A 25,241-nucleotide genomic window follows, 5' to 3' on the forward strand; every position below is an offset into this window, starting at 1 on the left:
GACAACGATTTTACTTTCGATATCAACGAAAACTTCTCACTTCCCGATGCCTCATTATTAATATGATCCCGACCGCTACGACTAGTGCAAATTGTCCAATATGTCCGAGCAAATAAAACCTATCTAAATAGAGAACACCTGTAAACACGAGTAAATCGCGTACCATAAATCCCGCCATTGCCATATAGCCAAGCGCAAAAAGTTTCCCTTCCATGCTTTTTAGAAAGAGTCGAATGACAATGATGAACGCAATGAGTACTTCAAATGCTGACAGCTTCTCAAAAACTCCTTTTGTGTACGTAAAGAAGTCTGGGTTCACTAAAGACAAAATAAACGCAATAGTAGCTAACGTAACGTGCAGTTGCCATATACGACGGACGATCTTTTTATAGCCAGGGCCAAACAATTTATCGATAACGAAGAAATCAAAGGCTGAACGGAAATAGACCGCAAGCTGAAACACATAAATCCAAATGTAAGAATAGTCAAAAATCAATTGCTTCGAACCTGAAAGACTCAAGGTGTAAAGAGCAGCGCAGAGGGCCATGGCCGCAAAACCGAAATACAAACCAGCAAACCTCTTAATAAAGAAGAATCCTAACGCAGTGAATGCAATAAAAACTAAAATTGACCCAATGACGATTTTATCAAAATCATCCTGAAACATTTGCGTTAAATAGGCGGAGTAAGAGCCAATTGATACGGCGCCAGCAACACCTATTAAGTTCCCGTTAGAGTAGGAGCGTATCGTTATTTGATTCGAGGGTGATGCTGCATCAAGCTCAATGAAATGGCGGCGGTTATACCCTTTATAGGTAATCGTCTTTGTCTCCGGTATTGCACCGTACTTATATACGAGCGTTTCACCTTGATACACCTCAAACGTCCCGTACATAAACGAAATAAACAATGCTGGGTCCTTCCAACCATTACTAGGAATGGTGTTTCGCAAATAAAGGATTTCACTGCTGTTTCGTGGTTCATCTAGTTCTTTGACGTTATCGGTTGATAGCCAACCAGTTTCGGGAATTCCTGTATCTTCTGTAAGAGAATCCACCCATTGATATTCCCAGCCTTGCTCAAGACGCATAATGGAAGGAATGGCTGTCTCCGATTGACTAAAGGTTGAATAGGAGAAAAAAAGTGTGTTTATAATGAAAATAAATAATAATATTAGAATGGCTTTAGCTTTCATATAATCCTCCAGCGGTTTATAATAGCAAGAATATCAAATGACATCTCTCATCATTGTAATACAGAATCTCCTGACATGTGGAAAGAATAAGGTGACTTTTTTAAATTCCTTCTTTTAATCTCATAATAAGTTTAGTAAAATAATTAATTATTAAATAAAGATATTAATTGATTTCGTAATACATTAAGCTAGTAACTATCAACGAGAAAGGGTTCTTTATGACATCTAATGTAAAAAAATTATCGTTAATAGCTGTGACATGGCCGATTTTTGTCGAATCACTCTTACATTTTTCATTACGTACAGCAGATACGTTTATGCTAAGTAAAGTCTCTGATGAAGCTGTTGCCTCTGTTGGTGTGGCCAACCAGCTTATCATGTTTATGTTCTTTCTTTTTCAATTTATCGCGACAGGAACATCCGTCGTTGTTGCTCAATATCTTGGTGCCAAGAAATTTGATGAAATTAAAAAGTATACCGGGAATGGAGTTTTAATTAATTTCGTTTTTGGGCTCGTCGTGGCGACTGTCATTATCGTTTTCAGTCGGCAATTGCTCCAGTTATTTCAGCTAGAACCAGAGCTGTTTGAGCAAGCAAGAACCTTTCTAATGATTGTTGGGGGAGCCCTTGTGTTTCAAGCGATGAGTGTAACAATGTCGGTAATTATCCAAACACATGGCTTTACAAAAGAAACGATGTTTGTCAGCGGCGCGATGAACATCATCAACATTATCGGGAATTATCTGTTTATTTATGGGGCTTTAGGATTTCCGCAATGGGGAGTTCCAGGGGTTGCGATTGCGACCGCATTTAGTCAATTTATTGCGCTCCTTGCCTTTGCATGGGTGCTTTACTATCGCGTTAATTTAAAACTAACATGGAATGACTTAATCGACATACAAAAGGAACGACTTAAAAAAGTATTAAGCATCGGCATTCCGTCATCGGCGACGATTATCTCTTATTCTAGTAGTCAAATCGTCACAACTGCGATTATAACGCTACTTGGTACACAAATGCTGGCAACGCGAATATATAGCTTAAATGTTCTCTTTTTAGTCATGGTGTTAGGAATCTCACTCGGTCGAGGCTCACAAATTATTACCGGGCATTTAATAGGAGCGGGTAAGATGGATGAAGCATTTCAAGCAGGGGTACGTAATACGAGGTGGAGTATCCTGTTGGCGTTAATAATGACCGCCATTATCGTTTTAGTTCGAGAACCGTTGCTAGGATTCTTTACAAATGATCCAGAAATTATCAAAATGGGAGCAATTCTTCTGATTATGGGCTTTCTACTAGAGCCAGGCAGATGCTTAAACCTCGTATATGGGGCTACACTACAAGCTGCTGGTGATGCTAGGTACTTAATGATTGTCTCTGTCATCGTCATTTGGGGCTTTAGTGTTCCGATGTACTATTTGTTAGGGATCCATTTTGGCTGGGGATTAATCGGTATTTGGTTTGCATTCATTGCCGATGAGTGGGTTCGTGGTATTGCACTATGGGCGAGATGGAGAAGTCGAGCTTGGGAGAAAAAGGCGCTTGTAAAGCATAAGAAAGAGGAGAGCGTGGAGTCGGCTTAATGTTGTGTCCGTCAAAGATAAAAGAAGTAATTAGTATTATCAACCCTCAAGAGAAACGAACTTTTGAGGGTTTTTTTTGATTTTTCTATTGACTTTTAAAAAAGCTTTCAGTTAAAGTGTAAATAGATTAAGAATAGTATGAAAATTGACTAAAAACTCCTCAAGGTAAGATGAATATACCTTCTGTAGCAGTTAAAAAAATCAGTTCTGTTATCGGATTGTCATCATATAAATATTTTACACGGAGTGAAACGAAAACCGAGTTTTATAATGTAAAACAATTTAAAGCCGTCGTTTCAATTCTAAGTTTGAAGTTTTTCTACCCCAACTTAAACGTCAATATTAGCTAGCATTTATGAATACCCTCAACTAATGACGATACCCAATGAATATTGAAAATATCACTAATAGAGTAATAATCAGAAAATGTAAAGAGGTATTAAAGGATTTTAAGAAGAATAAGTGTTAATGTCATTCAACAGAAAAATCACATAATTATTTTAAAACTGTGTTTTATAATATAAAACATTTAGATTAGAAAAAGGAGGCGAGTATTTTTGTTAAAAAAACAAGGAGGTTTAAGAATGAGAACAAAGATTTCTAACTTACTCATGCTTTTCTTTTTAGTCTTTACTTTAGCGGGTTGTGGAGGTGGAAGTAATAGCACTTCTTCAGAAATAATTGACGGTGAACAAAATTCAGACACAGCGGAGCCAATGGAGAGTGAAAATGAAAGCGTTTCAAATGTTGAAGAAGAACAGAGAACGCTTAGAATCAGTATTGGTGTTAATGATAAGCACCCAGAATATGAAGGAGCAATGAAATTTAAAGAACTTGTTGAAAGTAAAACAGATGACTTTAACATTGAAGTCTACCATTCGGGGCAGATAGCCGATGATCGATCAGCAATTGAAATGCTCCAGTTTGGAACGTTAGAAATTACGATTCCGTCTACCTCTCCCTTAGTAAACTTTGTGAGGGAATATGGTGTCTTTGACTTACCATTTACGATATCCAGTGGTGAGGTGGCTGACAAAGTGTTAGATGGACCATTCGGAGATAAGATGCTTGAACTTGTAGAGAGCCAAAATTTAGTAGGGTTAGCTTGGTGGGAAAATGGCTTCCGTAATCTGACAAATAGCGTTCGCCCCGTTGAAAAAGTGGAGGATCTAAAAGGTCTTAAAATCCGTACGATGGAAAATGAAATTCACTTAGATGCATGGAGAGAGTTGGGTGCGAATCCTACTCCTATGGCTTTCACAGAACTTTTTGCAGCGATGCAGCAAGGAACGGTTGATGGCCAGGAAAATCCATATCCAACTATTGAATTAAGTAACTTCTATGAGGTCCAAGATTATCTATCAGGTACAGGGCATGTATATACTCCGTTTATCTTCTTATTTAGTAAATCAGTTTGGGATGAACTAACGCCAGAGCAACAAACCATTATCAGTGATGCAGCTGTGGAAGCTGGAGAATTTAACCGCATCCGAAATCGTGAAGCAGCAGAGGAGAGTTTAGAAGCATTAAAAGGGTTTATGACGTTCAGTGAAATTTCACCAGAAGAGCATAAGAGATTTCAAGAAAAAATCCTTCCAGTTATTGAAAAACATAAAAGTAATATAGGAGAAGACATTGTAGAAGAATTTTTAACAGAACTCGAAAAGTATCAATAATCGATTCGTTCAGATTACCCTAGGGGCAATGAGAGGCGCAGATATATAGTCTTTCGCCTCTAGGCTTCTATGAAAACGTTTAATAAGGGGGAGAAGAATTGACAGTACTAAAATGGCTTGATGAACATATAGAAGAAGTTTTTCTTGTAATGTTTTCAGCTGTTATGGTTGTTGTAATTTTTTTGCAAGTTTTTATGCGTTATGTAATGGGAAATTCTCTTTCCTGGTCTGAAGAACTAGCTCGGTACTGCTTTATATGGCTCGTATACATTGGCATTAGCTATGGAGTAAAAAAGCAGCGCCACATTAAAGTTGATGCCCTTTTATTATTGTTTAAAGAAAAAGGAAAACTAGTGTTTAATATGATTGCAAATTTACTTTTCTTAAGCTTTGCTATGTTCATTGTTATTTACGGTTATGATATGGCTGAGAGACTTTTACAGTTCGGGCAAACATCACCAGCTTTACGGATACCAATGGGATTTGTCTACTTAGCTGCTCCTGTTGGTATGGCTTTAACATCCATTCGCTTAATCCAAAACTTACTAAATCAAGTGAAAACTTTACTTGGGAAAGGTAATTTCGAAGTGAAAACCGAGTTTGATAGGCTTGTAGATGAGGAGGGCTAGAAAGGGATGATATCACTTATCTTGTTTGGTTTATTTGCCCTATTTCTGTTCCTAAGTGTCCCGATTGGAATCTCACTTGGTTTAGCCACATTAGGTACTTTACTCTATATGGGAAATTTACCGATAGAATTCTTGACAAAAGAGCTTGTAACATCAATCGACTCTTTCCCATTAATGGCTGTGCCTTTTTTCATTCTAGCTGGTGAAATTATGGGGAAGGGTGGGATCTCGGATCGTCTTTTCCGAGTTGCTAACTCCATTGTCGGTAACAAAACTGGTGGTTTTGCGATTGCAACGATTATAACCTGTATGTTTTTTGCAGCAATTTCAGGCTCTGGCCCTGCAACAGTGGCTGCTATTGGAGGAATTATGATTCCGGCGATGGCCCGTCAAGGGTATGATAAGAGATTTGCTACAGCTTTAGTTTGTGCTGCTGGCTCGTTAGGTGTAATTATTCCACCAAGTATTCCGATGGTCATCTATGGGGTAGCAGGGAGTGTGTCAATTGGTGACATGTTTATTGCAGGAATCATTCCAGGACTTTTGGTTGGATTCGCGTTAATGGTATATGCTTATTTCCATTCACGTAAAATGGGCTACACTGGAACAGCTGAACGCACATCGTTCATGTTCATTTTAAAATCAATCTGGGAAGCAAAATGGGCACTAATCATTCCAATTATTATTTTAGGTGGTATTTACGGTGGGGTTTTTACACCAACTGAAGCTGCCGTTATCGCTGTTGTATATGGGTTATTAGCGGGATTGGTATTTTATAGAGAATTAAAACTGAAAGAGCTTCCCAAAATATTAGCGGATGCCTCTTTAACAACCGCAACGATTTTAATTATTGTTGGTACGGCAACGGCATTTGGAAGATTACTAACCATTGAACAAATTCCAAATCAAATTGCTGAAATGATGCTATCAATCTCTGAAAGTCCGATTGTCATTATTCTACTAATAACAATCCTATTATTGATCGTTGGTTGTTTTATGGATACATTGGCAGCCATTATTATTTTAACCCCAATCCTATTACCAATTGCTATAAATATTGGTTACGATCCGATCCATTTTGGAATCATTATGATCGTCAATTTGGCAATAGGCTTTATCACACCTCCATTAGGAGTAAACCTCTTTGTCGGTTCGGGAATTTCTGGGCTGTCAATAGAAGTTTTATCAAAAGCGATTATTCCATTTTTTATCGCAATGGTAATCACATTGTTCATTATTATTTTCTTGCCGCAGCTCACTCTCTATCTTCTTCAATTTAAGGGCTAGGCTAATTTCTAAAGTCCAGCTTTACAGGGAAAAAGCAATGTAGGAGGGATGAAATGGGTAAAAAATTGAAGTCGGGATTATCACCGCCGTATACGAATTGAAATTTGGGTGGGTTGATTGAATTTTTTAAATTAGAAAGGTGGAAGCTGAGATGGAAGTTAGATTTCCGAAAATTAATAACAAGGTAAACCCATATCGTGACAATGTCCAAGGAAAAGCGAATGAACCGATAACGGTAGCTGGATTACTTGACCGTTCAAAACAGATTCTAGGGCCCTTATATAAAGGCTCAGCTCCTGATTGGACATTGGAAGAAATTTATAATCGTTTAGAGGACAACGCCCCAAGGATTGCCGTTATTGGAGGCTCGTCGGACCATCCGGCTCATATTATGGATTTTAAAACTTCTGCTCATGCAGCTATTAGAATTTGGGAGAACGGCGGTGTACCCTTTTACTTTTCAACACCTGTTATGTGTGATGGTACGGCACAAAGCAATCAAGGGATGAGCTATTCTCTTGAGAGTCGTAATGCTGTAGCAAAAATGGTCGTTAATCAAATGGAAGCTCATAGCTATCATGGCGCCTTTATCATTCAAGGCTGCGATAAACAACCCTTAGGTGTTGTTAGCGCTATGGTTCATCTTGATAGAATTCGTCAATATCGTGGTGAAGCCCCCGTTTTTGCTACATTTGCACCAGCTCACGTATTACAAGGTGGAACCATTCCTGACGACCTTTTCAATGAATTAGAGGAACTAGCTATTTTAGCTGATCATAAAGGGGCCCCAGACATTGCGTATGACTTAAGAGATGCCCTTGCTTATATCCTTCAATGTTCTTCTAATACGGCTTTTCAAGGTGTGCTTGAACGTGCCACTGAGCGGGGGCTGATTACAAAAGCTCAGCATAAGGATTATGAAAAACGTTTAGCAGTCGCTACATGTGATGGCAGTGGAGGTGTTTGTGCGTTTAATGGAACAGGCAATAGCTCCAGACATCTAGTTGCTGGAATGGGGTTGGTTCATCCAAGTCTAGAATTATTAACGGAAGCGCCTAATCAAGCGCAAGTGAATGGTGCAGTAGACAGTTTAGCAAACATGATAAATAATCCTGTTTTCGGTGCAGCGAATATAATGGCATCCAATATTCGAAATGCGATTCGAATTCATAGTGCCTCGGGAGGTTCAACGAATTTAATGATGCATATTGTTGCAGGGATGCTTTACGGGGGCTATTCATTTAGTTTATGGGATTTAGATGAAATTCATCATTCACACCCTATTCCTGACCTCTTTAATTACAGTCTTACCGAGGGGCGTGATATTTTCTCATTAGCAATCCAGTGCTGTGATGGTGAAAGTCGTGGAATGGAAACGTTATTTCATGAGTTAATTGAAAATGGAGTACCTATGGATGTTGAAGCCCCAACGGTTACGGGGACTACATGGAAGGTGCGATTAGAAAATAAGGAGAGTCTTTCAGCAGATAACGTCAAGGATAATCCTGTTATTCTCTCAAAGCCTAGACGGGCTTTTAGCGGGGTAGATGTATTGACTGGGAATTTCTTTGAAAGTGCTGTTGTCAAAATAAGTGGGATGCCGACGCCACAACTAGATCAATTCGATAATAAAGTTGCTTTTGTTCTTTATTATGAAAATGAAGAGGAGGCCAATCGGAATTTACTAGATCCTAATTTACTAACAAAACTAAAAGAGTCCCGTAGTTTTAGTCATGAAAGCATGGTCGCCATGTTGAAAGAAAATGCACCGACCTATGTTGAAGCTATGAAAGATTTAGATTATAACACGCTATTTGAACAGATGGTTGAAGAAGGCATTATTAAAATTGCGATTATTGTTGCGGGTCAAGGCCCTGTAGCCTTTGGAATGCCAGAAATGTTTACACCGATGCAGCATATAAATGCAAACCGTAAACTAAAACGAATAGCAACGTTAATTAGTGATGGACGGTATTCAGGTGTAACGTATGGAGCTGCAATTGGCCATATGACACCTGAGGCCATTGAAGATGGTGGCATTCTCTATTTACAAACCGGTGATGTCCTGTTTTTAGCGCTGCGAAAACGAGAAATACAAGTGGTCGATGAAGAAGAACTTCACGCTGGAAAGCTAAGCTTTGCCTTTGAGCCTCTTAGAGAAAGTAGAGTAGACCTAGCAAAAGAGCGACTAGATAGAATTTTCCAGCGCCAGCGCCTAGTAGCTCCTAGCAATCTGTTAGTCGGGCATACTGATGCAGCGAATGGCGTCGTTCCAATGATGGTTAAACAAGTTGCTAAGTTAGATTATAAGAAAGATATACAATTACCAAATACATCTACTAATGTTTAAGGAGGAATTAGAATATGGAACAAACACGTAACTTTATTGAAAAACTGGGGTTTCCTCCAGGTGATTGTCACGACTTGCCTACATCTCAGAAACGCTTTCCAGACGGAGCACAATATCGAGTTGAAATTCCGAGTGTAGAAGGACCACAATCGTTTGAGGCTGTCATTGAGGCATGTGAACAGTACCGAGTGAATATCCATCGCGTCTCACAAGGAAGTGGGATCATGTTAATGACGGACGAAGAACTACAACAAATGGCTGAAATCGGAAGACGTGAAAAACTTGAAGTTAGCTTATTTGTCGGTCCACGCGGAAGCTTTGATATTACCCCGATGCAAATGGCGAGTGCTGGCAAAATAGCAGGGCTACGTCATCAAGGAATGGACCAACTAGTTTATGCGATTGAGGATATTAAACGAGCTTGCTCCTTTGGAATTCGTAGTATTTTAGTTGCTGATGAAGGGTTACTTTGGCTTGTAAATGAATGTAAAAAGATGGGTGAGTTACCTGAAGATTTAATCGCTAAAGTCTCCGTTCAAATAGCACAGTCGAATCCAATTTCCATTAAATTAATGGAGCAGGCTGGTGCTAATACGTATAACGTCCCAACTGATTTGACGCTAGCTCGTTTGGCAACGATACGCCAAGCGATTGATATTCCAATCGATATTTATGTCGAGGCACCTGATGACATAGGTGGGTTTATCCGTCATTATGATATACCAGAAATCATTCGTGTGGCGGCCCCGGTTTATATAAAATTTGGCTTGCGGAATTCACCTAATATTTACCCTTCAGGAACTCATCTCGAATCTACATCGATTGCATTATGTAAAGAACGGATAAGACGAGCAAAGATAGGTTTAGATTTATTAAAAAGGTACGCACCGCATTATACAACATCGAATAAAGGTGCAAAAGGGCTTGGAGTTCCTGTTGAAACATTAAAGGTATAATTGCTCGTGTTATTATTATCGGACGAATGTATGTTAAAATAATCTATAAAATTGAGATTATAGCAAAGGATGAACGTTAAATGCCAATTATTCAAGCCGTAGAGCGTGCTCTTAAAATACTTGATTTGTTTGATGAATTTGAAACCGAGTTAAAAATTACAGATATAAGTGAACGAATGGCGTTACACAAGAGTACTGTTCACTCTCTTTTAAAAACATTACAAAAGCATCGATACATCGAACAAAATCCTGAAAATGGTAAGTACCGCTTGGGCTTGAAGTTATTTGAAAGAGGAAATTTTGTCATTCAAAGCATGGATTTACGAACGATTGCTAAGGACTATTTACAAAAGCTTTCTAAAGTATCTGGAAAAACGGTTCACCTTGTTGTTTTAGATGGTAAAGAAGGTATCTATATTGATAAAGTAGAAAGTGCGAGTGCAACTATTTTGTACTCAAGAATTGGTAGACGGATACCCATTCATTCTAGTGGTGTAGGAAAGGCTCTTGTCGCGTTTCGATCAGATGAGGAAATTGAGCAAATCTTAAATCATTACCAGTTTAATCAGCATACACCTAATACAATTACAGATAAGAAGCGTTTTCTTGAAGAAATTGAAGAAATTAGAAAACGTGGTTATGCTGTCGATAATGAAGAAAATGAACCGGGTGTTTTTTGTGTAGCATATCCAGTGAGAAATCATAATGGTGATATAGTTGCTGCGATAAGTATGTCAACGACTGTTAATCGGGCAAAGGAAGAAGGCGTAGAAGAAACAGTTAAAATGCTAATAGACACTTGTCATGAAATATCATATAAACTTGGTTATGGATTTCAGAACATTCATTAAATGAATGTTTCTAACTCCTTATAAATAAGAACGAGGTTTTATAATATAAAACAAAAGCGAGGAGATTTTATGCGTATCATTCGTTATTTACATGATAAACAACTCGTTTTAGCAGCATTAACAGACAGTGGAAAGGTTTATAATCTGCCATACCAAGAATTTTTAGAGCTAACTAGCTTAGCTGAAAAAAGGAAGATGACTGCTTTAAAACTGGTTGAGGATGTTATTGCAGATAGTGTTCCTCTTGAAGCATCGATAGAAGAGCTCCAGTTAACCGTGCCGATTGATGCCCCGGAAGTATGGGCATCAGGGGTTACTTATTTCAAAAGTAAGGAGGCTAGAAACTATGAAGCTACTGATGGAAAGCTAGATGCTACAACGTTTTATGACAAAGTATATGATGCCGCTCGCCCTGAAATATTCTTTAAATCAACGAGTGAACGAACAGTTGGTCCGAACGATCCCGTTTATCTTCGTAGTGATTCAAAGTGGCAAATTCCTGAGCCGGAATTAGGCTTAGTCATTAATAATCATGGAAAGGTTCTTGGATACCTTGCTGGAAATGATATGAGCTGTCGCGATATTGAAGGAGAGAACCCGCTCTATCTTCCTCAAGCAAAAGTGTGGAGAAACTCCTGTTCGGTTGGTCCTGCTATTCGTCTTGCTGAAACGGTAGAAAATCCATACGACTTCGAAATTTCTTGTAAAATCTTTCGCGATGACATCATCGTATTTGAAGGGAATGCGAGAACAGATCAATTAAAGCGTTCATTTGAAGAGTTAATTTCATACTTACTGAAGGACAATCAAATCTTTGAGGGAACGATTTTGCTAACCGGAACGTGCGTTGTTCCACCAAATGAATTTACATTAGCAGACGGAGACGAAGTTGAAATCGAAATTTCAACTATCGGAATGTTGAAAAACTCGGTAAAGAGCCTAGTGAATCAGAGAGAAAAAAGTTACTAAAAGGAAGGACGATTAGTATGTCAACGAAAACAGAATTAAAAACATATTTAAATTATGTAAATGGAAAATGGGAGGCGAGTTCAAACGAACAAGTCGATACGAGCATCAATCCAGCTAATAAAGAAATAGTCGGTTACGTTCAAAAGTCATCATTAGAAGATTTAAATGAAGCTGTCGCAGTCGCAAAAAACGCGCAAAAGCAATGGGGTAAGCTAGCGGGTTCTGAACGGGGCGATTATTTATACAGAGTAGCGAATATGCTTGAAGAAAATTTAAATGATATTGCTGAAACGATGACGAAGGAAATGGGAAAAACACTACCAGAAGCTAAAGGTGAAACAGCTCGCGGTGTCGCTATTCTTCGCTATTACGCAGGAGAAGGGCTGCGAAAGACTGGGGATGTCATCCCATCTACTGACAGCGAAGCTCTAATGTTTACTACTAGAACCCCATTAGGTGTTGTAGGAGTAATTACCCCTTGGAACTTTCCTGTAGCGATTCCAATTTGGAAGATCGCACCGGCACTGATTTATGGGAATACGGTTGTCTTAAAACCGGCTCAAGAAACAGCGATTACAGCTGCAAAAGTAATCGACTGTTTTGCAAAAGCCGGCTTACCAGATGGTGTTATAAATATGGTAACAGGGCCTGGTTCTGTTATCGGTCAAGGAATGATTGACCATCCATCGATTAACGGTATTACGTTTACTGGTTCTGACAAGGTAGGAAAGCTTGTTGGTCAAGGGGCATTAGCACGAGGTGCCAAGTATCAGTTAGAAATGGGGGGGAAAAACCCTGTAATTGTGACTGAAGATGCCGATCTAGATTTAGCCGTAGATGCGACGATTAGTGGAGGGTTAAAATCTACCGGGCAAAAGTGTACCGCCACAAGTCGTGTTATTATCCAAAGTGGTGTGTATGAGACGTTTAAAGAAAAGCTATTAGCAAAAGTAAAACAGATTAAGGTCGGCAATGGACTTAACCCGGAAACATGGATGGGGCCTTGTTCGAGTGAAGCACAGTTTAATACAGTTCTATCTTATATAGAAAAAGGAAAAGCTGAAGGGGCGACTTTGTTGTTTGGAGGAAAACAGCTTACTGATGAAGAATTAAGAAATGGATATTTCATTGAGCCAACGGTGTTTGAAAACGCCACTAATGATATGGTAATTTCACAAGAAGAGATTTTTGGACCCGTGTTAGTATTATTAAAAGTGAATACAATTGAAGAAGCACTAGAAGTTGCAAATGAGTCAAAATTTGGTTTGAGCGCTTCAATTTTTACAACGAATATATCAAATATGCTGTCGTTCATAAAGGATATGGATGCTGGGCTTGTTCGTATTAATGCTGAAAGTGCTGGGGTTGAGCTTCAGGCTCCATTTGGTGGCATGAAGCAATCAAGCTCACACTCAAGAGAACAAGGCCAGGCGGCAATTGAGTTTTTCACTTCAATAAAAACGGTATTTGTTAAAGAGTAATCATCTATCCCCCCTCCAATTAATACTGGGGGGACTAATTATAATTTGTTTTAAATAAGAGGAGAGACACTTAAGATGAAAACTGTGATATTTTATCAACATAATGAGCTTCGTTTAGGGGTGAAATCTGGAGAGAAGATTATTGATGTTAAAGCAGTAGCTGAAGATTTTCCGCAAATGGAGCACGTCCCCAATTCGATCGAGGAACTGATATCAGGTGGCGAGCAAAGCAAGCAAGCGTTAGAGCTTCTTGTGAACAAAGTAAAGCTGGAAGCCCCCTATGTTTTTGATGAACAATCTCTACATTTGGGGCCATGTGTTCCTCATCCTCAGAAAATCATTTGTGTCGGGTTAAACTACAAAAAGCATGCGGACGAATGTAACATGCCTTATCCGGAAACACCGATCTTATTTAGTAAATTTACAAATGCTCTAGCAGGGCACAACGACGAAATCGTGCTTCCGCAAGCAAGCAAGCAGGTAGATTACGAAGCCGAGCTTGTAATTGTAATCGGAAAAGAAGCTAAGCAAGTATTGGAAGCCGAGGCGCTTTCCTATGTTTACGGCTACTGCAATGGGAATGACGTATCCGCTCGAGACTTGCAATTTGTTTCAACTCAGTGGCTACTCGGAAAAACGAGTGATGGCTTTTGTCCAATTGGACCATACTTGGTAAGTAGGGATGAAATTGCAGACCCTAATGATTTATCGATAAAATTAACGTTAAACGGCGAGGTTCGTCAACACTCAAATACTTCGGATATGATTTTCAATTGTGCTGAGGTCATCAGTTATATTTCAAAGCATATGACCTTATATCCAGGTGATATGATCCTAACAGGAACACCAGAAGGAGTTATAATGGGCAACCCTGAGGATAGTCAGCAATGGCTAAAAAGCGGGGATAAGATAACTGTATCGATTGAGAAATTAGGCTCCTTGACGAATGTGATGAGGGAAGACGAGGTGTCGCAAGAATAAAGTCTTCATATAGAATAATATCTATACTACATGCATCTTTTATGTAAGCTTTCCTGACCAATTCCCTTACAGTGCTCATGATCCTTGTTATGATTGATTTAACAAAGATGACACAGGAGGTTATGGTCATGAAAAAACAGAAGCTTAAGAATCCAGGAGTTTTTACTTTAATCGTACTTACACTTTCGGTCTTTTTTTCATAAGTGGTTGAATCCAATATTTAAACACACAAGTGCTGTCTCAAAAGCTTAAAGCGTGCACAGCAATGGCTTCGTTCTCGACGATTAGAACCCCACTCATTACTCTCATTGAAGGCTGTGCCAAAAGGTTAAAAAACAACCATTTGGCACAGCCTCTGTGCGTTTTCTTATGCTTTCATTTACCTCGACCCACAAGATAAAAGCTACTCATGATCGAAAATGAGCCTAGCGCACCTACTATAAATAACTGTGATGGAGGTAGCGCTAAAAAACCTGCACTAAAAGAACCGACAATAACTCCAAAAGAGAAGCATGCATAAAACAGCCCAAAGGCTTTTCCGCGTTTACCGTCTCCGGAACTTTCAACAACGGTTGCACTTGTTGACGGGAAAAGCAGGCAAAACCAATCCCGTAGACAGTCATTGCAAATAATAAATGCAAGAATGTAGCAGAAAGAGATAACCCTAACAACGCAAGAGAGATCGTAATCAGCCCAATTGTCATCAGCTGCATGTTCTTCATTCGGTCATAGAGGCGATTGGTCGGAAGAATGAAGAAAAGAATAGCGACAATCCCAAATACACTTAATAATGGTCCCGTTAATTCGGACGATAAGTTGAGCTCATCTACCTTTACAGGTAAGGCGAACGTAAGAATCCCTAGGGTGAATAATAACGAAAAAATCGAGATGTATGCGTAAATAAGCGCTCTAGTGATTGAAAGCGGTTTGGACTCTTGCGGAACAAGACTCTTCTTATCGCTCAGCTGTTCTTTTGTAAAAATCATAGCTAAAATGGCAAAGACAAGTATGATGACTGTGATAAAATAAAACAACCAATTATATCCAAACCGTCCACTGATGATGGCCCCAATAGCAGGTCCGATTACGGCTGCAGCTCCGACAGACGCCCCTGAAAAAGCCATAACTTTCCCTTTCGATTTTTCAGTTTTCATAGTCCCTAAAAACGTAAAGGCAGCGGGGACTATTAGTCCGCCAGCAAAGCCATGGAGAAATCGGATAATAACTAATTGCTGCGGGTTCGCAGCAACAGAATAGAAAAACAAAATTACGCCAACAGAAAGCATTCCAACCGAAAGAACCTTTTTCGGACCAATCCTGTCAATCCAAAATCCTGATACGATATTTCCAAGAATATTTGAAAATGAGTAAAGCCCGATAATTATTCCTACTAGCATTGGGCTCGCTCCTAAGCTGCTTGAAAACGGAGCAATAATCGGAAGCTGGGAGAACGTATCTATGAAAGCAACAGTAATAATTATGTAGATTAATGGCAAGATGCTCACCTCAAAGGAAGAATGGACCTACCATTTGATTAAATCAATAAACACTTGCTTAAGCAATGTTTAAACGATAACGTAAAAAATTTAGACAGAACTTTAAGGAGGTAAAATGAACATCTGTCAATGCGGATTTGGAGTATGGTATACTTCCTACTAGACAAGATTTGGAGCTGAATGGATTTGAGGAAAACAATGATAGCTATGACAATCATTCTTTTTATTCTCGTGATTGGATATGGATTAGTTGGGAACTATTTTTATAACTTTGCTTTGAATGTAGACCGTGAGAAAGAGTTTTTAGATGGCAATCCTCATTTGGCTGAAAGTGAAGCTGTTTTGGCTAATGTAGCAGAAGCTGCTGAAGTAGCTGATTATGCGTTTGAAAAGACGCATCAGCCTACAATAATGAACGTCGTCTCGACTGATAAGCGACAATTAAAACTACACGGATATTTATATGAAAACGAGGAACCGACTCATAAGTGGGCGATTGTTTCTCATGGCTATAACAGCAATGCAACGGATCTAACGCGTTGGGTACGGAATTTTTACGAGCAAGGCTATCATGTGCTTGCCCCCGACCTTCGTGGACATGGAAAAAGTGAAGGCGACTATATCGGCATGGGCTGGCATGACCGTAAAGATATACTTGTATGGGTTAATGAAATCATTGAAAAGGACCCTTATGCTGAAATTGCACTGTTCGGAATCTCAATGGGGGGAGCGACGGTTTTAATGACATCGGGTGAAGACTTACCTAATCATGTCAAGGTCATTGTCGCAGATTGTGGCTACTCTTCAGTGAGCGAGGTGTTCGTCTATCAATTAAAGGACTTATTCGGCCTGCCAGAGTTTCCAGTCATGCATGCAGCCAATACAATCACGAAAATACGTGCCGGCTACGACTTATATGAAGCCTCCGCTGTGGCGCAAGTAGCAAAGAGTCAAACCCCGATACTTTTTATTCACGGTGATGCAGATACCTTTGTACCATTTGAAATGGTCTATGATCTCTATGGTGCAGCAACGGTTGATAAAGAAAAATTAATCATTCCAGCTGCCGGCCACGGAGATGCAGAAAAGGTAGATCCCGCATTATATTGGCGTACGGTTTGGGAGTTTGTAGATCAGTATATTCATAACAGTCCCGTTACAATGTAACGGGACTTGTTGTGTGTTGGAAAAAGACTAATTTTTTACTGACTTTTAGTTGCATTTATAAGGTGTTGATTGAGAAGTTGTGGAGATATAATAAAATCCGACAACATAGATTGGGTTGAAATGATAGCGTTTTCAATGTTTCGGTAAAGAGGTTATTAGTACGTGAAAATCAATGACGATGAAGGAGGGAAACTATGTTTAAAAATCTCGTAAAATCATTCGCAATTCTCGGTTTATGTACTGTCATGGTGTTTAGTGGATTTTCTTTTTCAACAATAGTGGATGCTAAGACAAAAGCTAAAAAAGAATCCTATGAATGGGGGCGAGCAAAGGTTGTTGGAGGAGGGTTTATACCAGGCATTGTTTTTAATGAGACTGAGGAAGACTTGATTTATACTCGGACTGATATTGGCGGTGCCTATCGCTGGGATCCGGACACAAATTCATGGATCCAATTGATGGATTTTGTAAGCTTTGATGAATGGAATCTAGCGGGTGTTGATAGTTTAGCAACGGACCCAGTAGACCCAGACCGAGTTTATGTTGCTGCAGGAACATATACGAATGATTGGACAACTATGAATGGTGCTATCCTACGTTCACAGGATCGTGGTGACACCTGGGAGAGAACGGATTTGCCCTTCAAAGTAGGCGGTAATATGCCAGGGCGTTCAATGGGAGAGAGACTAAGCATCGATCCTAATGACAACAGCATCTTATATTTTGGTGCACGCGGTGGTCATGGCCTCTGGCGGAGCACAAACTATGGTGAAACGTGGGAGCAAGTAGAGAGTTTTCCTGCCACAGGTAATTATCTCGATTATTACGGTGGTGAAATTGGCGTAGTGTGGATCACCTTTGATCCGAATAGTGGCTCAAAAGGGGAAGCAACACAGACCATTTATGCTGGGGTTGCTGATACGGAGAAAAGCATTTATAGAAGTTTAGATGGTGGTCAAAGCTGGGAGGCACTTCCTGGTCAGCCTCAACAAGGGTATTTACCACATCACGGTATTTTAGCTGTAAATGGTGAGTTAGTTATTTCCTATAATGAAAATGAAGGTCCATATGATGGTGGGCAAGGGGGTGCTGTATGGAAATACAACACAAACACAGGGGAATGGACAGATATTAGTCCAGTTCAAGGTGAGCCCTACGGTGGCTTAGCTGTCGACGCTAAAAATCCCGATGTCCTTATGGTAGCGACAATGAACCTTTGGTGGCCAGATGACCAAATTTATCGTAGTACAGATGGCGGTCAAACATGGAAACCGTTCTGGACACTTGATTGGGGGGAAGACCTACCACGCAAAAATCATTTCACAATCGATTATTCAGTCGCCCCGTGGCTTGATTGGGGACAAAAAGGCAACGCGATAGAAGCGCAAACTGGAGCAGAAATCCAACCGAAGTTAGGCTGGATGATCGGTGATTTAAATATTGATCCACATAATTCAGATCGGATCATGTACGGAACCGGAGCAACGCTTTATGGGTCGAACAATGTAACGGCGCTAGACGACGAAGGGGGCACGGTTAATCTTTCGGTTATGGCTGAAGGAATTGAAGAAACGGCAATTCTTGGATTAATCAGTCCACCGTCAGGCGCTCCACTATTAAGTGCAATGGGAGACATCGGCGGTTTTCGCCACGAAGATGTAACCAAGGCCCCGGAGATGATCACGAATCCGTATAATGGAAATAGCCCGGACATTGATTATGCTGAGAATAATCCGAATATCGTCGTTCGTGTCCTAAACCATGACGGGAATCGTGATGGAACTGAACCACGTATCGGTATTTCGACAGACAACGGCATCACATGGCAGCCTGGCTCAAACGCCTGGGAACATCAACAAGGCGATCGAACAAACGGAGGTTGGATAGCTGTTGGAGCAGATGGTGATGTATTAGTGTGGAGCCCTGAAGGTGGATCTGCACAAGCACGCCCTGTGAGCTACTCGACGGATCTTGGCCAGACATGGATAGAATCAGAGGGGATACCTGAAGGAGCTGTCGTCTCATCAGACCGGGTGAACCCGAATACGTTTTATGGATTAAAGGATGGTGTATTTTATGTAAGTACGGACGGAGGAGCAACGTTCACTGCATCGGCTGCAGAAGGGCTTCCTAGCTTAACAACGAGTAAATTCAAAGCCGTACCTGGAAAGGAAGGTCATATTTGGATTGCAGCAGCAGCAGATAATCGTGATGCAGAGAGTGAATACGGGTTATGGCGTTCAACCGATTTTGGATCCACCTTTTCAAAGGTAGATCGCGTAGAAGAAGCCGCAACAATTGGTTTTGGAAAAGTGGCCCCAAAGAGCGACTATATGGCCTTGTATAGCTACGCACGAATTAACGGTGTTATGGGGATTTTCCGCTCCGATGACGAAGGGAAAACATGGATTAGAATTAACGATGACGACCATCAATTCGGTGCGGCCAACCGTACAATTACAGGAGATCCAAACAAGTACGGAAGGGTCTATGTCGGCACGAACGGATTTGGAATAGTAATCGGCGACATATCAGCGACGAAATCGAAGAAAAAGAAAGACATCCTAAAGCCAAAATCATAAAGGAACCTATGTAACTTGTTAGAGGGGCTGTCTAAAAAGCTTAAAGCGGGCTCTATTCGCTCGTAGGTGTAGCGACGTTCAATGAAGGCTGTGCCAAAAGGTAAATAAACAACCTTTTGGCACAGCCTCATATATTGGCGTAATGTCGGAGATGAAAGCCTTGGATGATGAAGTTTCATGAGTGAGAATCAATGATACCGATTTTTCGCTTTATGAATCAGGTTTAGTGCTAGTGAAAAATAAAACTCAACCTCAGATTGCGAAGTCGCATTCAATATTTTTTCTCGATAATCTAGAAAGAGTCGGTATTCATCTTCACTCAAATTCATATTTCTGCTCGGAAACGGGATCGTTTTATCTTCCTTCAACTCACTACCCCCTCTGCTATTCCTATTAATAAAATATGAACATGTAGAAAAGCTGTGCAGGGAATTGTACGGTCTTCATAGTGAATGAAGCAGTCACTATTTTTGCTCAGGTATCATACAGTATCATAGGTAAAACGCCTAGACTCAAATAAAGGAGCGATTCTGTTGATTAACGAGCCAAATCTGGATTATACTCAGACTCTCGCGCAACTAGAATCGGTACACAATATGACCCATTATAATCAACTCACGCGACATCAATTTGAAAATAGAATACAAGCCACTCCTACTCGGCAAACATTACAATACCTTCGGAGAGGCGGTTACATTCTTTATTCGAGGCATGCAGAAGCAACGGTGGGTGACCAGCACCAGGAACGAATAAGGTAATTATCGGTCATAGTTTTCCCCTTGGAATTGGCTTTGGACGAATGGATAATATGGAAACGGTTGTAGTAAGACCATATGGACAGGGAAATGGATTTGAAGTGGTCGCACAATTGACGTTGGAAGAGCTGGCGTGACTGCAGTAAAAACGCTGGAAATTGAATGTGAACTGGAAAAGGTGACTCAGTAGGCGTATAAAGCGACCGAATCGGGTCACTTTTTTGTTAGTTTTTAATTAAATTTCACATACCGAATTGGACTTATCATCATTATTTTGAAGGTTATCATCATTTTTTCAAATTTATCATCATTCGCAAAAATAAAGAGCTTAAAATTACGGTTTAATGGTAATCGTTGCTCTAAATTTTTGAAGCTAGTTTAATAGATACCTTGCCTATTTGGTTAAATTTGGATTAAGATAAAAAAGGAACATAAGTTCTTATTGAGAAGGGGTGAATGGTTTATGTGAGAAAGTATTGAAGGAGCTTCTATTTACACTTAAAACATCGAAAGGTCAGGACAGTTTTATCAATCTTTGGGTATAACAAAGGCTTGGGAAACATTTCAAGATGAAGAAAAAACGTGGACTCTTATTGGTATGAGATTTCCTCAAGGTAATACAGAGTTAGTATTAAAGAACAACCCTAACATTCTTATTGGAGTGCAAATATTAAATAAACCATTTCGAGGGAGCTTATGTTTGTAGATTAAATGATGAATACTTATCTTTACCGCTATTAGAGTTAAGAAATGGGGAAAAAGGGTAGAGTTCATATCAACAGCAATCACTTTTTCGTTATTGAAGCAATTGCGTCTTTGGTTAACAAGAAATAATTTATTTGTAAATGTATTTTCAAGGAGGAGGCTTACAGAGAAAATGAACTTGATAATCATTTTCGCAGGTTTGAAATGACTGGTTCGATTAAAACCATGCTTTTGGGGATGGCAGTTATGTTAATAGGGATATACATTCAAGGAGAAGCAAGTATAAGAATGGGAGATTTAGAGCTATTTTTCATTATTATAGGTTTTATCATTACAGTATCTGCCTATTTTAATAGAGGTAAGTCAAGTCATGATTGAATAGCGCTAAAATAATATAATAAGGTCCCGTTTCAACTTTCATAAAAATATAGTCCGATAAGTTAGATTATCGAGGAGATGATTTAGGTGAGTGAACAAGAGCTAGAAAAGTTTGTTGATCGTATTGATGCGGTATTTCTTCCTGTCAAAAATCTTCAAGAATCGTTGTTATGGTATCAAGAAGTATTTGGTTTCGACTTGCGTTGGCAAAACGAAAGAATGTGTGGCCTTGCAATAGCACCTAATTGTGGATTTCACCTAGTTCAAATTCCAGATTTCCAGCCAATTGATAAATACACTCCGTTTAATTTTGTTGTTAAAAATGTTGAAGAAGTTAGAAATAAGTTAATAGAAAAGGGTGTAACGGTTTCAGAGTTAAGAGCCGGCGAACCTAAACGTTTTGATTTGTCTGATGTAAATGCAAATTGGATCAGCGTTATACAATTATAATATACCGATAATAACCTGGTAATCTAAAAAGAACGCATTAAAACAAGTGAGAGCACCGAAAAACTCCCCTTTCATGTGCTCTTTAAAGCGCAATAGTTTCGCATGTTGTAAAAGGCCAATGAAAAAGTGAAAATCTACCTTTTTCATTGGCCTCAAAATAAGTGGCGGTCTTTTTTTTATTTAGGAACCATTACTCCCAATCAACGGCTTTAGCCCATAATAGTCCAAAGCCTCATTAACCACATCGATATCATAACGTTCTTTCTCTAAAAAAAATTGAATAATTAAATCAAAGGTATCACTGTCTGACAAAGCGTAGCCAGCAGCACTTAGTAGCTCCTCGGTATCGTCCATATTCAGTTCAAGTGCAAATGTGAGAGCGAGTGTCGTATTTTTCCCAGGGCGATAATGAGGGGTAGAGCGTATTTTTGAAAAATGTCTGCGGTCCATGCTAGCTTTTTTGTAAACCTCTGAATCTTTCATTCCTTTTCGATCGATAAACCGAAATAATACTTGATTAAAGGTTGGTTTTTGTTTATTTTCAATGAATTCTTGTAATTCAAATGTATTGACATCTTTAATCGTCTCTTCGTGAAATTGCTCGTGAATATCGAACGAGAGCTGATGCAAGGATAGTTGAACGTATCCCTGTAATTCTTTCAAAAGTTTTTGATCAAGCATACAGCTCATCTCCCAAATTGTCGCTTTTCAGGCGACCATATCATCAGTAAACTTCGCTATTATTATACCATGAACAGGGAGGATGATAATGATGAATGAGCAAGTAACCGAAATTATATTTTTACTTGATAGAAGTGGTTCTATGGCTGGGTTAGAAGAGGATACGATTGGTGGATTTAATGCATTAGTTGAAAGACAAAGTCAACTAGATGGAGATACACTCCTCACCGTCGTTCTCTTTGATGATAGCTATGAAATCCTCTGGAACGGCATTGATGCCAAAAACATCAAGCTTACAAATCAAGAATATTATGTAAGGGGATGTACGGCATTACTAGACGCTATAGGGAAGACGATTGTTGATGTGCGTGCCAGAATAGCAAAAGCAACGGACGTTCAAAAGCCAGGGAAGGTACTTTTTGTGATTACAACGGATGGAATGGAAAATGCGAGCCGTGAATTCACCTATACTAAAGTGAAACAGTTAATACATCATCAAGAAGATAAACATAACTGGGAGTTTATGTTTATCGGCGCAAATATGGATGCAGCAAGCGAAGCAGATCATATCGGGATTAACATGGAACATGCATACACGTTTGAAGCATCTAGTTCAGGTGTTGAAAGCATGTACTTAATGGTTGAGGAAGAATTAACAATGAGAAGGCAGAAACCGTAATGAGCTGCGAAAAACACTATGAAAATTTCACGTACTGTATTAAGTTGTACGTACAATAAACGAAAGCATGTTTAAGTAAAAGAATTTAATTAATTTCACGTACCATATTTAGATTACATTTTTACTTTATATCATTATAGAAAAAACGAACAAAAAATACCGCATTCGCGCTCCGGTCAGTGGTACAATAATCGCTAGGCAGTGTGACAAACTTTTACTGCCTATTAATAATTAGGTATTTCAACAAAACTGCGCTAAAATAGTATGATGATAATCTGAAAAAGCGACTATTTTGAAAGATATCATCATTTTTTTTGAGTTATCATCATTTTTTTTAAGTTACCATCAATAATGAGTTTTTATTATCAGTTTAAAAAAAATCATAAAATCGTTAATTTGTGAGGAGCACGATCAATGAATAACACCAATACAGTTAACTTTGCTATAAGTAAGGATAAAGAAGACCCTCTTGAATGTTTTAAGGAAGAGTTTTACATAGGAGATAAAATCTATTTGGATGGAAACTCACTTGGGTTACTTTCGAGGCGAGCTGAACGTTCGTTAATGGATGTGTTCAACACGTGGAAAGAATATGGAATAGATGGTTGGCTAAAAGGGGACCATCCGTGGTTCTTTATGGCGCAAGAGCTTGGGGAGAAGTTAGCACCACTCGTTGGAGCGAATGGAAATGAAGTGCTCGTAACAGGTTCAACAACTGTAAACATTCATCAATTGGTGTCAACCTTTTATAAGCCAACGGCAACGCGGTACAAGATTTTAGCGGATGATGCGACATTTCCTTCAGATATTTATGCGCTAAAAAGTCAGCTTCAACTAAAGGGATACGACCCAACAGATTCTTTAATTAGAATAGAGAGTATACACGGCATGTTAGTCGAGGACGAAATTATCGAGAATATGAATGATGATGTGTCCCTCATTTTTCTACCAAGTGTCCTTTATCGGAGTGGTCAAATTCTTGATATGAAACGCTTAACGGAGGAAGCCCACAAGCGGGGAATTACAATTGGGTTTGATTTATGTCATTCGATTGGAGCAATTCCACACTATTTAAATGAATGGGATGTCGACTTTGCCGTATGGTGCAATTATAAGCACATCAATGGCGGACCAGGAGCAGTAGGAGGGTTATACGTGAATCAAAAGCACTTTGGCCAAGAGCCAGGATTGGCTGGGTGGTTTAGTTCGCGAAAAGATGTTCAATTTGATATGAAACATGAATTAGAAGTTGATGTTGATGCCGGAGCTTATGAAATTGGTACACCACATGTTTTAAGTATGGCTCCTTTACTAGGGGCATTAGAAATTTTTAACGAAGTCGGTATAAATCAGATAAGAAAGAAGTCGTTAGCATTAACAAATTATTTAATCGAGCTAATTGAGTCTGAACTACAAACATATCATTTTCGTATCGCTAGTCCATTAGATGAATCAAAAAGAGGAGCGCATATCTTACTAGAACATGAACATGCAGCAAGTATTTGTAAAGCGCTAAAAAGTCATCGTATTATCCCTGACTTCCGAGCTCCCAATTTTATAAGAATTGGTCCTGTTGCATTATATAACTCCTTCTATGATATTTGGAAAACTGTTGATACATTAAAGAATATTATGGAAGAAGAACAGTATAAAACATTTGAAAACACACGCGATATTATTGGGTAATATGTAAGAGCGATTCCTGATAGCGTAGGAGTCGCTCTACTCAGGGTGATGGATTTATGGAGGATGTATTCGAGCCAATTAAATATCTTATTTATAATGCATTTAATTATCGAGGAGAATATTAGTATCCAAGCAAGGATTATTCAGTATAAAAATGTCCACTCCCAGTATTTTAAAGTGCTGGGGGTAGGTTGTGTGCCTGTCAATTTGTTAACTTTTTAAATGCTATGACCAACTAAAACAATTGGTGGAGAACAAATAGTTTTTTTCGTGGTGAGCTTATATAATAATGAAGGTTTTAGACCTAACTAATATTATATCGGAGCATAGGAGTGAATGATATCTAAATGGATTGCTTTTATCTTTGATATATGATAGATTATTTAATCTAGCCGCTTAAAATAATTTTTAAATTAACTATTGCGCAGAATTTGATAACGTGATATATTATTACTTGTCGCTGACAACGGATTTAAATATTCCTAAAAACTTTTAAAAAAAGTTGTTGCGCAGAACAAATTATTATGTTATGATAATAAATGTCGCCGATGAGTGACGAATAAGTTCTTTGAAAACTGAACAAAAGCCAAGCGTAAAGAGAGACAGTTTAAATGTTCTTTTCATTTAAACCAATCTCGTCAATTTATTATTTATTCGAGCTAATCAGCTCACCATTTTTATGGAGAGTTTGATCCTGGCTC

20 protein-coding genes are annotated in these 25,241 nt (G+C 39.1%); 16 read left to right on the forward strand and 4 right to left on the reverse strand.

What is annotated here, in order from left to right; translation table 11 throughout:
* Positions 1-22 precede the first annotated feature (22 nt).
* Positions 23-1,195: a hypothetical protein gene (locus B1R93_RS21040; RefSeq protein ID WP_088105885.1), complete on the reverse strand. Its 1,173-nt coding sequence runs from the start codon at positions 1,193-1,195 to the stop codon at positions 23-25.
* A gap of 218 nt (positions 1,196-1,413) precedes the next feature.
* Between B1R93_RS21040 and B1R93_RS21045 the strand changes: the two genes are divergently transcribed.
* The 10 genes from B1R93_RS21045 to B1R93_RS21090 all read left to right on the forward strand — a co-directional run bounded on the left by B1R93_RS21045 (position 1,414) and on the right by B1R93_RS21090 (position 13,961).
* A complete protein-coding gene (locus tag B1R93_RS21045; RefSeq protein ID WP_088105886.1) occupies positions 1,414-2,781 on the forward strand; it encodes an MATE family efflux transporter in 1,368 nt (455 codons plus the stop codon).
* A gap of 584 nt (positions 2,782-3,365) precedes the next feature.
* The gene (locus B1R93_RS21050) at positions 3,366-4,457 is read left to right on the forward strand and encodes a TRAP transporter substrate-binding protein (RefSeq protein WP_088105903.1); all 1,092 of its coding nucleotides are present in this window, start codon (positions 3,366-3,368) and stop codon (positions 4,455-4,457) included.
* A gap of 98 nt (positions 4,458-4,555) precedes the next feature.
* Positions 4,556-5,086 carry a TRAP transporter small permease gene (locus B1R93_RS21055; protein WP_088105887.1) on the forward strand — a complete coding sequence of 177 codons (531 nt, stop codon included), beginning with the start codon at positions 4,556-4,558 and terminating at the stop codon, positions 5,084-5,086.
* 6 nt (positions 5,087-5,092) lie between these two features.
* Positions 5,093-6,373, forward strand: coding sequence for a TRAP transporter large permease (locus B1R93_RS21060; RefSeq protein ID WP_088105888.1), 1,281 nt, complete (start codon positions 5,093-5,095; stop codon positions 6,371-6,373).
* A 151-nt stretch (positions 6,374-6,524) separates the two neighbouring features.
* Positions 6,525-8,723: a dihydroxy-acid dehydratase domain-containing protein gene (locus B1R93_RS21065; RefSeq protein ID WP_088105889.1), complete on the forward strand. Its 2,199-nt coding sequence runs from the start codon at positions 6,525-6,527 to the stop codon at positions 8,721-8,723.
* A 14-nt stretch (positions 8,724-8,737) separates the two neighbouring features.
* Entirely contained in the window at positions 8,738-9,679 is a 942-nt protein-coding gene (locus B1R93_RS21070) for a U32 family peptidase (protein ID WP_088105890.1), read from the forward strand.
* 80 nt (positions 9,680-9,759) lie between these two features.
* Positions 9,760-10,530: an IclR family transcriptional regulator gene (locus B1R93_RS21075; RefSeq protein ID WP_088105891.1), complete on the forward strand. Its 771-nt coding sequence runs from the start codon at positions 9,760-9,762 to the stop codon at positions 10,528-10,530.
* Positions 10,531-10,599: 69 nt separating this feature from the next.
* The gene (locus tag B1R93_RS21080; RefSeq protein WP_088105892.1) at positions 10,600-11,499 is read left to right on the forward strand and encodes a fumarylacetoacetate hydrolase family protein; all 900 of its coding nucleotides are present in this window, start codon (positions 10,600-10,602) and stop codon (positions 11,497-11,499) included.
* Between the two features lie 17 nt (positions 11,500-11,516).
* Entirely contained in the window at positions 11,517-12,980 is a 1,464-nt protein-coding gene (gene gucD, locus B1R93_RS21085) for an alpha-ketoglutaric semialdehyde dehydrogenase GucD (RefSeq protein ID WP_088105893.1), read from the forward strand.
* A gap of 75 nt (positions 12,981-13,055) precedes the next feature.
* Positions 13,056-13,961: a fumarylacetoacetate hydrolase family protein gene (locus B1R93_RS21090; RefSeq protein WP_088105894.1), complete on the forward strand. Its 906-nt coding sequence runs from the start codon at positions 13,056-13,058 to the stop codon at positions 13,959-13,961.
* A 464-nt stretch (positions 13,962-14,425) separates the two neighbouring features.
* On the opposite strand, the gene B1R93_RS21095 is transcribed toward B1R93_RS21090, so the two are convergent.
* Positions 14,426-15,466, reverse strand: a complete 1,041-nt coding sequence (locus B1R93_RS21095; protein ID WP_088105895.1) for an MFS transporter — start codon at positions 15,464-15,466, stop codon at positions 14,426-14,428.
* A 171-nt stretch (positions 15,467-15,637) separates the two neighbouring features.
* Between B1R93_RS21095 and B1R93_RS21100 the strand changes: the two genes are divergently transcribed.
* The gene (locus B1R93_RS21100) at positions 15,638-16,624 is read left to right on the forward strand and encodes an alpha/beta hydrolase (protein WP_088105896.1); all 987 of its coding nucleotides are present in this window, start codon (positions 15,638-15,640) and stop codon (positions 16,622-16,624) included.
* Between the two features lie 245 nt (positions 16,625-16,869).
* A complete protein-coding gene (locus B1R93_RS21105) occupies positions 16,870-19,206 on the forward strand; it encodes a WD40/YVTN/BNR-like repeat-containing protein (protein ID WP_245308399.1) in 2,337 nt (778 codons plus the stop codon).
* Positions 19,207-19,394: 188 nt separating this feature from the next.
* On the opposite strand, the gene B1R93_RS21110 is transcribed toward B1R93_RS21105, so the two are convergent.
* Positions 19,395-19,574 (reverse strand): hypothetical protein, encoded by a 180-nt coding sequence (locus tag B1R93_RS21110; protein ID WP_088105897.1) that lies wholly within the window; start codon positions 19,572-19,574, stop codon positions 19,395-19,397.
* A gap of 1,296 nt (positions 19,575-20,870) precedes the next feature.
* On the opposite strand from B1R93_RS21110, the gene B1R93_RS23165 reads away from it, so the two are divergent.
* Both B1R93_RS23165 and B1R93_RS21120 read left to right on the forward strand, forming a co-directional pair.
* Positions 20,871-21,044 (forward strand): hypothetical protein, encoded by a 174-nt coding sequence (locus B1R93_RS23165; RefSeq protein ID WP_165763909.1) that lies wholly within the window; start codon positions 20,871-20,873, stop codon positions 21,042-21,044.
* An 87-nt stretch (positions 21,045-21,131) separates the two neighbouring features.
* Complete coding sequence (locus B1R93_RS21120; RefSeq protein ID WP_088105899.1) at positions 21,132-21,494, forward strand: VOC family protein; 363 nt, start codon at positions 21,132-21,134, stop codon at positions 21,492-21,494.
* A gap of 180 nt (positions 21,495-21,674) precedes the next feature.
* On the opposite strand, the gene B1R93_RS21125 is transcribed toward B1R93_RS21120, so the two are convergent.
* The gene (locus B1R93_RS21125) at positions 21,675-22,175 is read right to left on the reverse strand and encodes a hypothetical protein (protein WP_088105900.1); all 501 of its coding nucleotides are present in this window, start codon (positions 22,173-22,175) and stop codon (positions 21,675-21,677) included.
* An 88-nt stretch (positions 22,176-22,263) separates the two neighbouring features.
* Between B1R93_RS21125 and B1R93_RS21130 the strand changes: the two genes are divergently transcribed.
* Together B1R93_RS21130 and kynU are read left to right on the forward strand one after the other, a co-directional pair.
* Positions 22,264-22,854 (forward strand): vWA domain-containing protein, encoded by a 591-nt coding sequence (locus tag B1R93_RS21130; RefSeq protein ID WP_245308395.1) that lies wholly within the window; start codon positions 22,264-22,266, stop codon positions 22,852-22,854.
* 414 nt (positions 22,855-23,268) lie between these two features.
* Positions 23,269-24,540 carry a kynureninase gene (gene kynU / locus B1R93_RS21135; RefSeq protein WP_088105901.1) on the forward strand — a complete coding sequence of 424 codons (1,272 nt, stop codon included), beginning with the start codon at positions 23,269-23,271 and terminating at the stop codon, positions 24,538-24,540.
* The last annotated feature ends 701 nt before the right edge of the window (positions 24,541-25,241 follow it).

The sequence above is a fragment of the Halalkalibacter urbisdiaboli genome (assembly GCF_002156385.1).
GTDB lineage: Bacteria > Bacillota > Bacilli > Bacillales > Bacillaceae_D > Halalkalibacter_A > Halalkalibacter_A urbisdiaboli.